Origin of the sequence: Eubacterium maltosivorans (genome assembly GCF_002441855.2) — a bacterium.
Lineage (GTDB): Bacteria > Bacillota > Clostridia > Eubacteriales > Eubacteriaceae > Eubacterium > Eubacterium maltosivorans.
Window position 1 is genome coordinate 3687811 of record NZ_CP029487.1, and the last position, 12790, is coordinate 3700600.

11 protein-coding genes are annotated in these 12790 nt (G+C 54.4%); all 11 read left to right on the plus strand.

Annotation, left to right across the window (positions count from 1 at the left end; translation table 11 throughout):
• Positions 1–12: 12 nt before the first annotated feature.
• Positions 13–1758, plus strand: a complete 1746-nt coding sequence (locus tag CPZ25_RS17045) for an NADH-dependent [FeFe] hydrogenase, group A6 (RefSeq protein WP_423245032.1) — start codon at positions 13–15, stop codon at positions 1756–1758.
• A 190-nt stretch (positions 1759–1948) separates the two neighbouring features.
• The gene (locus CPZ25_RS17050; RefSeq protein WP_096920092.1) at positions 1949–2647 is read left to right on the plus strand and encodes an HAD family hydrolase; all 699 of its coding nucleotides are present in this window, start codon (positions 1949–1951) and stop codon (positions 2645–2647) included.
• A gap of 20 nt (positions 2648–2667) precedes the next feature.
• Entirely contained in the window at positions 2668–4977 is a 2310-nt protein-coding gene (locus tag CPZ25_RS17055; RefSeq protein WP_096920091.1) for a bifunctional metallophosphatase/5'-nucleotidase, read from the plus strand.
• A 221-nt stretch (positions 4978–5198) separates the two neighbouring features.
• Positions 5199–5396, plus strand: coding sequence for a sulfur carrier protein ThiS (gene thiS, locus CPZ25_RS17060; RefSeq protein ID WP_096920090.1), 198 nt, complete (start codon positions 5199–5201; stop codon positions 5394–5396).
• A gap of 1 nt (position 5397) precedes the next feature.
• Positions 5398–6207, plus strand: coding sequence for a sulfur carrier protein ThiS adenylyltransferase ThiF (gene thiF / locus CPZ25_RS17065; protein WP_096920335.1), 810 nt, complete (start codon positions 5398–5400; stop codon positions 6205–6207).
• Between the two features lie 14 nt (positions 6208–6221).
• On the plus strand, positions 6222–6995 hold the full coding sequence (locus CPZ25_RS17070) for a thiazole synthase (protein ID WP_096920089.1): 774 nt from the start codon (positions 6222–6224) through the stop codon (positions 6993–6995).
• A 9-nt stretch (positions 6996–7004) separates the two neighbouring features.
• Complete coding sequence (gene thiH, locus CPZ25_RS17075) at positions 7005–8156, plus strand: 2-iminoacetate synthase ThiH (protein WP_058695684.1); 1152 nt, start codon at positions 7005–7007, stop codon at positions 8154–8156.
• Positions 8149–8754 carry a thiamine phosphate synthase gene (locus tag CPZ25_RS17080; protein ID WP_096920088.1) on the plus strand — a complete coding sequence of 202 codons (606 nt, stop codon included), beginning with the start codon at positions 8149–8151 and terminating at the stop codon, positions 8752–8754. Before thiH ends, CPZ25_RS17080 begins: the two co-directional genes overlap by 8 nt.
• Before the next feature lie 93 nt (positions 8755–8847).
• The gene (locus CPZ25_RS17085; protein WP_058695682.1) at positions 8848–10230 is read left to right on the plus strand and encodes an MATE family efflux transporter; all 1383 of its coding nucleotides are present in this window, start codon (positions 8848–8850) and stop codon (positions 10228–10230) included.
• A gap of 86 nt (positions 10231–10316) precedes the next feature.
• Positions 10317–10946, plus strand: a complete 630-nt coding sequence (locus CPZ25_RS17090) for an HD domain-containing protein (RefSeq protein WP_058695681.1) — start codon at positions 10317–10319, stop codon at positions 10944–10946.
• 326 nt (positions 10947–11272) lie between these two features.
• Positions 11273–12784, plus strand: a complete 1512-nt coding sequence (locus CPZ25_RS17095; protein ID WP_058695680.1) for an FGGY family carbohydrate kinase — start codon at positions 11273–11275, stop codon at positions 12782–12784.
• The last annotated feature ends 6 nt before the right edge of the window (positions 12785–12790 follow it).

Genomic DNA, 12790 nt, shown 5'->3' on the forward strand with positions numbered 1-12790 from the left:
GGATAAATGACTATGAGCGATGTAACATTTAAAATAAATAATATGGAAATCACCGTTCCAGAAGGGATTACGGTTTTAGAAGCAGCCAGAAGACACAATATTGATATTCCGACTTTATGTAATTTAAAGGACGTTAATGAAATTGGTGCCTGCCGTATGTGCCTGGTAGAAGTGGTCGGCGCGAAAGCGCTCCAGGCGGCCTGTGTTTATCCGGTAGCGCCTGGAATCGAAGTGCTCACCAACACACCGAGAGCCAGAAAGGCAAGACGTGTGAACCTGGAGCTGATTTTATCCAACCACCACCGCGAATGTACCACCTGTATCCGCAGCGAAAACTGTGAACTGCAGAGCCTGGCGAAAGATCTGGGCATCAGCGACATTCCTTTTGAAGGCGAAAAATCCGGCCATCACATCGACGACCTGTCACCGTCCATCGTGCGTGACGAATCCAAATGCGTGCTGTGCAAGCGCTGTCTGGCCATCTGTAATAAAGTACAGAAAATCGGCGTTCTGGGCGCTGTAGGCCGCGGCTTTACCTCCCAGGTACAGCCAGTATTCAATAAATCCATCGCAGAAGTCGGCTGTATTAACTGCGGCCAGTGCATTGTCAACTGCCCGGTTGGCGCTCTGAAAGAAAAAAGCGACATCAACAGGGTATGGGACGCTCTGGGCGATCCGACCAAAACCGTTGTGGTTCAGTCTGCGCCGGCAGTAAGAGCTGCCCTCGGCGAAGAATTTGGCCTCCCCATGGGAACCAATGTTACCGGGAAACTGGCAGCAGCCCTGAGAAGACTGAATTTTGACGGTGTTTTCGACACCGATTTCGGCGCTGACGTCACCATCATGGAAGAAGGCACCGAGCTGATCAACCGTGTGAAAAACGGCGGTGTCCTGCCCATGATCACCTCCTGCTCACCAGGATGGATCAAGATGATCGAAACCTATTATCCGGAAATGATCCCGCATCTTTCCAGCTGTAAATCACCTCAGAATATGACTGGCGCGCTCTTAAAGAGCCACTATGCCGAAATGAACGGTATTGATCCCAAGGATCTGGTCGTCGTCTCAGTAATGCCGTGTACCGCGAAAAAATACGAGGTACAGCGCGACGAGCTGAGTGTGGATGGCAATCAGGATGTGGATATCTCCATCACCACCCGCGAGCTGGCCAGAATGATCAAGGAAGCCCGTCTGGATTTCCCGGCACTGCCTGACGAAGAATTTGACCCGTATTACGGTGATTACTCCGGCGCTGCTGTTATCTTCGGCGCAACCGGCGGCGTCATGGAAGCCGCGGTCCGTACAGTGGCCGACGTCTTAAATGACAAGGATATTCAGGAAATTGACTACGAAGCCGTCCGCGGCGTCGATGGTCTTAAGACCGCAGAAGTGGAAGTAACCCCTGATATGACCGTTAAAGTAGCGGTTGCCAGCGGGGGCTCCAATATCCGTAAGGTTATGGAAGGCATTAAGAGCGGTGAATTCAAGGATTATCATTTCATCGAGCTTATGGCCTGCCCAGGCGGTTGTGTCAACGGCGGCGGACAGCCCATTATCTCCGCAAAACGGAAAATGGAAGTGGATATCCGTGCCGAGAGAGCAAAGGCCCTTTACAGTGAGGATGCCGGCAAAAAATACCGGAAATCCCACCAGAACCCCTCCGTCATCCGGATTTATGACGAATTCCTTGGTGAACCGGGCGGTCACAAAGCGCACGAGCTGCTCCATACCACCTATTCGCAGAAAGCTAAAGTCTGACTGCGTCACTAACACAGGTCCCCCATTAATTTAAGATAAATAGATACAATCCTGCCGGATGCAATGTCTGACAGGTTGTATCTTTTTTTGTTTTCAAAGGGTATCGCTGCGATACCCTTTGTTTTTTGCTTTAAAGTACCGTTTGTTTGTGATAGAATAAGGCCATATTACATTAGAAAAGAGAGTGAGCATGATAAATAAAAAACCAGAGCTGGTTATTTTTGATATGGATGGCCTCATGTTTGACACGGAGCGGCTGAGCCACGAGGCATGGACCCGGACTGGGGAAGAAAATGGCTTTCGCTATACCATGGACATTACAAGGAAGAAGCTGGGACTGGGTAAAAAAGGCGTGCGTGCGCTTTTTTCCCAGTATTTTGGAGCCGGCGCGCCCATTGAGCAGTGGCACCGCCGCTCCCATGAGATCAAACGGGAGCTTGTCAACGAGCAGGGCGCCGGGATCATTAAGCCGGGGCTGGTCAGCCTGTTAAAATATTTGGCTGGGCAGGGAATTAAAACCGCCATCGCGTCCTCCAGTGACCGGGAGATGATCGACCACTACCTCAAGATCACCGAACTTCCACACCATTTTGACCACATTACATCCGGTGAGGAGGTGGAAAAGAGTAAGCCGGATCCAGAAATCTTTTTAAAAACCTGCGCGGCCCTGGGCATAGCGCCTGGGGTGGCCCTGGTGCTGGAGGACGCCTATTCCGGGTTTGCGGCGGCCCGGTCAGGCGGAATCCCGGTGTTTTTTGTGGAGGATCTTCGGGAACCGGATGCTCATATCTACGAGGGAGCTGACGGCGTTTTTAAGAATCTGAACGAAGTACAGCATTTTCTTGAAAACAGAAGGGCGCCTGAGTATAATAAAATCAAACATCTGTAAAAGCAGAGAGGAGAGGAAAAATGTTTAAGAGGAAAAGACATTGTCTGAGCCAAAGTATCACAGCCCTTGCGCTGGCGTTGATGCTTGTTATCGGAGCGATGCCCATAACGCCGGCTTTTGCTCAGGTGGCAGAAGCCACTGGAGCAGCTCAGGAAGGGACAGAAGCCCTGGAAGAAAACACAGCGCCGGCCGCGGCGGATATAGAAACGGTTATTCCCGCGGCGGAAAACGCGCCGAAAAACCTGACCGTTCTCCACACCAACGACATGCACGGCGCGCTGGTCAGCAGCGGCACCAGCACCATTGGGGCGGACGAGACCGCTGGTGTTCGGGAGGCCACCGAAAAAGCTGAAAATACCCTGCTGGTGGACGCCGGAGATGCAACTCAGGGCGGTACCCTGGCCGCGCTGAGCCAGGGCGCGGATGTCATTACTCTGATGAACGCGGCAAAATACGACGCCATGGTCCTTGGCAACCATGAATTTGATTACGGGCAGGACGTTCTGCTTGAAAATGTGAGAAACGCGGATTTTCCTGTGTTGTCCGCCAATACGGTTTATAAGGATACCGGCCGGCCTATCCTGGAGGGCATTCCCTACGCGGGCGGCACCCAGACCAACAACGGCCAGTATACCATCATTGAAAGAGACGGCGTAAAAATCGGGATTTTTGGCGTCACTACGCCTGAAACCGCCACCAAGACCAACCCGAAGGGAATTGAGGGCATTGCCTTTAACCCCGTAGAGCCTGTGGCCCGGGAGATGATTGCCACCCTGAAGGCCCAGGGCGCAGAGGTCATTATCTGTCTGGCCCATCTGGGCGTGGACCCGTCCACCAGCAAAGAAAACAGCAGCGTCGGCCTGGCCGAAGCCCTCGGCGCCGGCAGCGGGCTGGATATGATCATTGACGGCCACAGCCACACTGTCTATTCAGAAGTAGAACCCCAAAGTGGCATTTTGATCGAGCAGACTGGCAGCAGCTCCAAAAACATCGGTAAGATCAATGTGACAATGGACAACGGCACAAATACTGTTTCCGGTAAGCTCATCGACGCGGAGACCGCTTTTAAGGTTTATAATCCAGACCCTGCAGTGACTGCCCTGGCAGACCAGCTTGTGGCTGCCAATGAGGAAAAACTAAAGCCCGTCATTGGCAATACCCGCACCGCTCTGTGGGGAGGCTGGGTTGGCAGCAGTAACATCGCACGAGTCGGAGAGATCAATCTGGGCAGCCTCATCGCAGACGCTATGGCCCAGGAGGCAAGGGAGCTGCTGGCCAGCGACGCGTACAAGGACAGCCCCTATAAAAATCTGCCCATCGTAGCGCTGGAAAACGGCGGCGGTGTGCGGGCCACCATCAAGCGGGGCGCCATCACTGTGGGCGACAGTATCAACGTCCTGCCCTTTGGCAATACCCTGGCCTTTAAAGAGGTCACACCGGCCATTTTGTACGAAGCCATGGAAAACGGTGTGAGCAAGGTAGTCTCCCAGGACCCGGAAACCGGGCTGATATCCGGACAGGGAGGCTGTTTTCCCCAGATCAGCGGCATGTCCTTTACCTATGATCCCGGAAAGCCCCCGAGAGATACTCAGGCAGGCGAGGAAGGCAGCCGGGTGACCGCCATATATCTGGACGGCAGCAGTGAGCCGCTGAGCCGGGATGACACCACCACAAAAATCGTCCTCTGCTCCAACGATTACGAGATCGCCGGCGGCGACGGTTACAGTATGCTGGTGGGTCTGCCCAGTGTGGGTGAGGGCGGAAGCCTGGAGGAAGTGTTCCGCGATCACCTGACCAGGCTGACTGCAGAGGGCGGCGGCAGCTTCCTGGCACCTCCCTCACAGGGAAGAATCCAGACTGCAGGCGCTTACGAGCCCAAGCCTTACGCGGTTTCGATTAAAGTGACAGGCCCCGCCGAGATGGGCAGCCTGGCCGGAAAAACCGTCGAGTATCAGGTCGATGGCGGTGCTGTTCAGACCGGTGTTCTGGATGGAGACGGCGCGCTGGTATTTGACCTTCTTCCAGACGGCCCCCATGGCATCCGGATCGGAGATGCCGACGATGTGCTGGTCAATAATTACAGCGGCGACATTGCGGTGAATGCGGAGGTGAAGGAAAAACTGACCATCAACGAGACACCGCAGCCGCAGCCAAAACCGGAGCCAGAGCCTGTAAAGCCTGAAACGCAGGAGAAAGCAGAGGCGCTTAACCCGCATACCGGGACGGCAGCCAATGCACGTCAGGCCGGCGGCGCGGCCCTGGTCCTGGCGTTTGTGACCACTGCGGTGGCAGCCGGCGCGTGGAAACAGCGCAGACAAAAGGCCGGTTGATGCTGTGAGTCAAAATCCAACCCGTATCACGGCGATACGGGTTGGCGTTTTGGGAAGTAATAAAACGTTACGTCCCGGTTTGTATAAAACTTGACACTTAAAAAAAACTGTGCTATCTTATTAAGCAGAGTGAGCAGAAAAAGCCTCACGAAGGGGTACACCACCGCGGGTGTAGAACTTCGTGAGGCTTTTTTTGCTTTTTTAATTTAAGGAGGAAAAGGATGATCACAGTGAATGACAAAACCTGTCCCTGTACAGACGGTCTGTGCTTGAAGGCCTTTTTAGATCAGTCGGGCTATGAGCACAGCCGGGTGGCCGTAGAGCTGAACGGTGAAATTGTACCAAAGGATGCCTATGAGACCAGAACGTTAAAAGACGGAGACCGAATGGAGATCGTCTGCTTTGTGGGCGGTGGCTGAGATGTGGATAAGGCTGAATGGAAAGGGCTATGAAACAAAGGCGGAGAGCCTGTACGCGCTCTGCAGAGAGCTGGGGTTTACCAGTGAAAACCGGGTGGTGATCCTGAATGGCTACCAGAGCGGCGAAGATATCCCTTTACATAAGGGAGACGTGATAACCACCATCGAGAAAGGGAAACTGCCGCCAGAGGACTGCCTGGAGGAAATGCTCTGTGCCCGCCACACGCCTGGCGTGCATGAAAAGGTCAGGAAGGCCCGGGTGGCTGTGGCTGGCCTTGGCGGACTTGGCTCAAACATTGCCCTCGGTCTGGCGCGCACCGGTGTGGGAACCCTGCATCTGGTGGACTTTGACGTGGTGGAGCCCAGTAACCTGAACCGGCAGCAGTACCGGGTCAGCCATCTGGGTATGGCCAAGGCCGAGGCGCTGAAGCAGGAGATCGCCGAGGTCAATCCCTTTGTGCGGGTGGTGGCTGAGACACTGCGGGTAACCAGGGAGAACGCTCCAGCGCTTTTTAAAGAGGACCCCATTGTCTGCGAGGCCTTTGACAACCCCGAGGCCAAGGCAATGCTGGTGAATACCCTGCTTACGCAGTGCCCGGAAAAGGCCCTTGTGGCGGCGTCGGGCATGGCGGGATACGGGAGCGGCAACCAGATCAAAACGCGCCGTGTGATGGAAAACTTTTACCTTTGCGGGGATGGGGAAACCGCAGCCGAGCCAGGCTGCGGCCTAATGGCACCGAGGGTTGCCATCTGCGCCGGACATCAGGCCAATACAGTATTGAGATTAATTTTAGAATGCAAAACAGTATAAAGGAGACAAACAACATGGAAAACAAAGACCAGCTTATGATTGGCGGACACGCCTTTTCATCCCGTTTTATTCTGGGCTCGGGAAAATACTCCCTGGAGCTTGTAAGCGCCGCGGTGGAGAAAGCCGGGGCGGAGATCATCACTCTGGCGCTGCGCCGGGCCAATACAGGCGGAACCGACAATATCCTCGATTATATTCCGAAAGGGGTAACCCTGCTGCCCAACACCTCAGGGGCGAGAAACGCCGGAGAGGCGGTGCGGATCGCCCGGCTGGCGCGGGAGATGGGCTGCGGGGATTTTGTAAAAATTGAAGTTATCCATGACACCCGGTATCTGCTGCCAGATAATTATGAAACCGCCTGTGCCACAGAGGTCCTGGCAAAGGAAGGCTTTGTAGTTATGCCCTACATGTATCCAGACCTCAACGCCGCCCGGGATATGCAGAACGCCGGAGCCGCTGCCGTCATGCCCCTGGGTTCGCCCATCGGCTCCAATAAGGGCATCTGTACCCGCGAGTTTATTCAGATTCTCATCGACGAAATCGACCTGCCCGTTATCGTGGACGCAGGCATTGGCAGGCCCTCACAGGCCTGCGAGGCCATGGAGATGGGCGCAGCCGCCGTCATGGCCAACACAGCCATCGCCACCGCGGGCGATATTCCGGCCATGGCAGAGGCCTTTAAAAAGGCCATAGAAGCCGGCCGCGCCGCTTACCTTTCCGGCATGGGACGGGTATTGGAAACCGGCAGTGCTGCCTCATCACCCCTGACCGGATTTTTACAGGAATAGGAGGGCAAGATGAAGGAACGAATCGACCATATGACCTGCCTGCCTGGCATGGAGGATATTGGCTCTGAGCTCATGGACCAGGTGCTAGCCGCAGTGGACGCCTTTGATTATGAGGCCTTCACCGGGGAGGATGTCCGCCGGGCGCTGCAGAAGGCCACGCTGAAACCAGAGGATTTTGCGGCGCTGCTGTCACCGGCGGCCATGCCTTATTTGGAGGAAATGGCGCAGCGGGCACAGCTTGAGACCCGCAGGCACTTCGGCAATTCCATCAATCTGTTCACACCGCTTTACATTGCGAATTACTGCGAGAACTACTGCATTTATTGCGGCTTTAACTGCCATAATAAGATACACCGCGCCCGGTTGAACCCAGAAGAGATCGAGCGGGAGATGCAGACCATTGCAGCTACCGGACTGGAGGAAATCCTGCTGTTGACCGGTGAGAGCCCAAAGATGTCCAATGTGGAATACATTGGAGAGGCCTGCAGGATCGCGCGAAAATATTTTAAGGTGGTAGGTTTGGAGGTTTACCCAATGAACACAGAGGATTACAGGTATCTGCACGACTGCGGGGCAGATTTTGTCACCGTCTTTCAGGAAACCTACAACAGTGATAAATACGAGACACTGCACCTGGCGGGCCCAAAACGGATTTTTCCTTACCGGTTCAACACTCAGGAACGGGCTGTCCGCGGCGGTATCCGCGGCGTGGGATTCGCTGCCCTTCTGGGGCTTGACGACTTTCGGAAGGACGCCTTTGCCACCGGTATGCACGCCTATCTGCTCCAGCGCAGATACCCCCATGCGGAGATTGCTTTTTCCTGTCCGCGGCTCCGCCCCATCATTAACAATGACAAGATTAACCCAAAGGATGTGCATGAGCCCCAGCTTCTGCAGATCATTACCGCCTACCGCCTGTTCATGCCCTTTGCCAGTATTACCATCTCCAGCCGAGAGTGCGCCCGGTTCCGGGATAACATTATCAAAATCGCCGCGACCAAAATCTCCGCAGGGGTCGATGTGGGTATTGGCGGCCACTCTGGCGAGGCCCGGGGCGACGAACAGTTCGAAATCGACGACGGCCGGACTGTGGAGGAGATTTACAGCATGATTCTGTCTGAAAACCTTCAGCCGGTCATGAGCGAGTATATCTATGTTTGAGATTGTCGCTGTGACAAACCGGAGCTGCTGCCCGGCTGGCCGTGCGTTTGCCGCTCAGGTGGCGCGGATTGCGGCATCGGGGGTGAGCAAGGTTATACTGAGAGAAAAGGACCTGACGCCAGAAGCCTACAAAGGGCTGGCTGTGGCATTCCTGAGAGACTGCAAAGACTGCGGCGCTGAGCTTTTTCTCCACAGCTTCGCGGCAGTGGCCAGGGAGCTGAACCACGCCGAAATCCATCTTCCCCTGCCGGTTTTGGAGGCGCAGCCCAGCCTCCGGCAGGATTTTAAGACCATCGGCGTGTCCGTCCACTCCCTGGAGCAGGCCAGGATTGCGCTGCGCCTGGGCGCGGATTATCTGAGTGCCGGCCATGTGTTTGCCACGGACTGTAAAAAGGGCCTGGCGCCCAGAGGGCTGAGCTTTTTATCCGAAATCTGTGGTGAGGCGCCCGTTCCGGTTTATGCCATCGGCGGCATTTCGGCGGCAAATATCCAGAGCGTACGGGAGGCAGGCGCTGCCGGAGCCTGCGTGATGTCCGGGATTATGGAGAGCGAGTCACCAGAGGCGTACGTGGACGCGCTTCTTCAAAAAATCGGATAAACCAATAGACCTGCTGTTTATAGGAACGGCAGGTTTTTAATTTAGGCAAAGCGTTTTGGAAAATGGTATAATAGGGGAAGAAAAAACAGGGAGATGAAAAACGTGGAAGAGGACAACGCACAGCAGCAGAAATTTAAAAAGATGACAGAGACGCCTGTGGAGCCGCTGATCTGCCGGATGGCAGTTCCCACCATTATCAGTATGCTGATCACGTCGATTTATAATATGGCCGATACCTTTTTTGTGGGGCGCATTGGCACCAGTGCTACAGCGGCTGTGGGCATCGTGTTTTCACTGATGGCCATTATCCAGGCCATTGGTTTTTTCTTCGGACAGGGCTCCGGCAACTATATTTCCAGGAAGCTGGGGGCCCAGGAGGTAGAGGAGGCCTCGCGCATGGCGGCGACGGGTTTTTTCAGTGCGCTTTTGACAGGGGCGGCGGTCATGCTTCTGGGCTTCTGCTTTTCTGAGCCATTCTGCAGGCTGTTGGGAGCCACAGAGACCATTATGCCCTACGCCCAGGATTATATGCACCTGATCCTGATTGGGGCACCCTACATGACTGCGGCGCTGGTGCTTAACAATCAGCTCAGGCTTCAGGGCAACGCCTTTTATGCCATGATTGGTCTGGTCAGCGGCGGGCTTCTGAACATTGCGCTGGACCCGCTGTTTATCTTTGGCTTTGGGCTTGGTATCAGCGGGGCGGCCCTGGCAACCATTCTCAGCCAGCTCGTGAGCTTCTCGCTTCTTCTTTTGGGATGTAACCGAGCGGCGGGCAATCTTCCTATCCGCTTCCGGCATTTTTCGCCAAGCCTTGCCCGGTACCGCGCCATCGTAAACGGTGGCCTACCAAGCCTGTGCCGGCAGGGGCTCGCCAGTGTGGCGACTATCTGTCTGAACACCGCTGCCGGCCCCTTTGGCGACGCGGCCATTGCGGCCATGTCCATTGTCACGCGGCTGACCCAGTTTGCTGCCTCGGCAGTGCTGGGCTTTGGGCAGGGCTTTCAGCCTGTGTGCGGCTTTAACTATGGGGCCAGGCGTTATGACCGCGTGCGCCGGGGCTTCTGGTTCTGTGTGGTGGTGGCCTCGGTGGTGCTGGTGGTACTCTCCAGCCTTGGAGAAATTTTTGCCCCGGGCCTCATTTCACTGTTCAGGGCGGATGACGCCCAGGTCATTGCCATTGGCGCAGAGGCTCTGCGCCTGCAGTGTATTACCTTTCCGCTCCTGGGCTGGGTGACGCTGTGCAACATGCTGCTTCAGAACATTGGGAAGGTGACCCAGGCCAGTATCCTCTCAGTGGCGCGCCAGGGGGTGTTTTTTCTGCCGCTGATCCTGCTTCTGCCAATGGCGTTCGGACTGCTGGGCGTTCAGATATGCCAGCCCATTGCCGATGTTCTGACCTTTGCGATTGCCATTCCTCTGGTGCTTCCGACACTGCGTTTTCTGCGCCGGGGAGAGGCGGTAAAGGCTGAATAAAAAAGTTAAGATTTTTTAATATTTTCAGGGTATATTTAATTATAAAATATTTGTCAGGAGATCATTTAGGAAAGGAGATGAACCCCATGCTCGAAAGGCTGAAAACATTGCTTCTGTCCACTGAGGATTTTAGGGAAATTGAGTTTGATGGTGAGGATTTCAGGGAGCTGCTGGCCCTGCGGGGCATCGCACAGAATCCCAAATACCACCCTGAGGGAGACGCCTTTACTCATACCATTCTGGTAATGAACCAGGCAGCCAGGCTTCGGACGCAGGCGTGGAGCCCCTTTGCTTTTATGCTGGCAGCGCTCTGCCACGATTATGGAAAAGCGGTCTGCACAGCGAAAAAGGATGGAAAGATTGTGTCTTACGGTCATGAAAAAAGCGGAGTGCCTTTGGCACAGAGCTTTATGGAACGTTTTGGCGTCGACCAGGAGACTCGCCGTCTGGTGTTAAACCATGTGGAGTACCATATGCGCCCAAACGGCCTGTACCTGCAAAACTCATCGGAAAAGGCCACCCGACGGCTGTTTAAAAAGTCATTATGCCCGGAGGATTTGCTGCTGCTGGCAAAAGCGGACTCATCGGGACGTGGAATGGGCGGCCCAATGCGGAACTATGGGGACAACGAACAGTGGCTGAGGGAACGCCTGGAGGATTTTCACCGTTGGCAGAACGAAAATGAAATACAGAGAACGGACCAACCCGTATCGTGACGATACGGGTTGATTTTGGATGGAGACCGGCGCGCCAGAGATTTTTTGAGCAAAAGGGAAAAATTCAGGAAAAAATCTGGAGGAAAAAACGGCGTGAAATCAAGCGTTTTCAGTGAACGACAAAATTTTGGAATAAAAAAAGATTGACAACCGTAAAAAACGGGTCTATACTTAAAACCATCAAGAGTACAAAAAAATATACATTAACTCCGCTGGACTGACATAAGGGGTATGGCGTAAAATTGCGGAGAAGAGGGGAGGGTTCGTCAAATATACAAAAAAATGTACAATTGAATATCGTTGATTTATGGAGATTTGGAGAAAAAATGAACGAAATAAACTTGGGGGAAAATATGAAAAATTATATTTTGGTAATTGATGAGGGGACAACTGGGGTTCGCGCGCTGATTTACGACCGCGATATGCGCATGCTGGATTTTGTCTATGAAGCGTTGGAGCTGCTCTATCCCGGGCCGGATGAGGCTGAGGTAGACGCCAATGAGATTTACGACAAGACAGTGAAGGCCTGCCGGGCAGTGGTGGAAAAATGCGGCGTTGCGGCTGAGGACATTGCCGGTGTGGGTATTACGACTCAGCGTGCCTCCTGGACCATGTGGAACAAAGAGACAGGGGAGCCGCTGCACAACGTGGTGCTGTGGTTTGATAACCGGGGGCGGCACCAGAAACAGAAATATATGGACGACCCGGTTTTCAGCGGAAGTTTCCCCGGGCTGGCTGAGGCACTGCCGGGCTTTTACGTGCCGCTGGTTCTGGATAAAATCTGTGACGACTCGCCGGAATTTGCTGAGGAGATGGAAAAGGAGACGACCCTGTTCGGCAACATGGATACCTGGCTCATCTGGAAGCTCACAAACGGGGCAGTTCATGCCACCACGGGCAGCATGACCAGCGCCGGCATGATCTACGATAATGAGCGCTGTTGCTACAATCTGCCCTTTGTCGGCTATTTTGGCTTTCGTGAGGAGATGCTGCCGGAGGTATGTGAGGAGACAGGGTTCTTTGGCAATATGAGCGCAGATATACTGGGAGTGGAAATCCCCATCTGCGGGGCCTTTGCCGACCAGCAGTCTGCCATGTTCAGCCAGGGGTGCCTGAGTCCTAACACCATCAAGTGCACCATGGGTACCGGAACCTTTGTGGACATCAACGTGGGCAGCGAGATTAAGGCTGTGCCGGGGCTGAACAGCATGATCAGCTGGAATATCGGCGGCGAGCGGCTTTATCTGCTGGAGGGGCAGTCCTCAACAGCGGGAACCTGCCTGGAATGGGCAAAGAACAAGCTGAAATTCTTTGATGATTTTTCAGAGATGGACGCTCTGGCCGAGTCGGTGGAGGACAGCAACGGTGTTTATTTCATCCCCGCTCTGGCCGGTATGGCCTTTGCGCCCTACAATGACGAGACTGCCAAGGGCGCCTTTATGGGCATTGGGCCCGGCGCTGACAGACAGCATTTTGTGCGGGCCATGCTGGAGGGCATCGCCTTTGCAGGGGTGCTGTTTATGGAGGAGGCAGCCAAGGTGGGCGCAGGTATTGACGAGATTAAGGTGTCCGGCGGTGTGACCAAGAGCCGCTCTGTGCTCCAGACCATGGCGGACGTTACAGGGGCTAAGGTTATAAGGCCCAAATCGGTGGAAGCCACCGCTCTGGGAGCAGCTGAAGTCGCAGCCATCCAGCTGGGGTGGATGAAGCCAGCCGACGTGGAAAAATATTTGGAAATTGAACAGGTCGTCGTACCTGGTGAAAACAGTGAAAAGCTGAAAGAGACCTATCAGAACTGGAAAAAGGTTGTGGAACGGACCTTGAACTGGAACTGCTGACCGGTC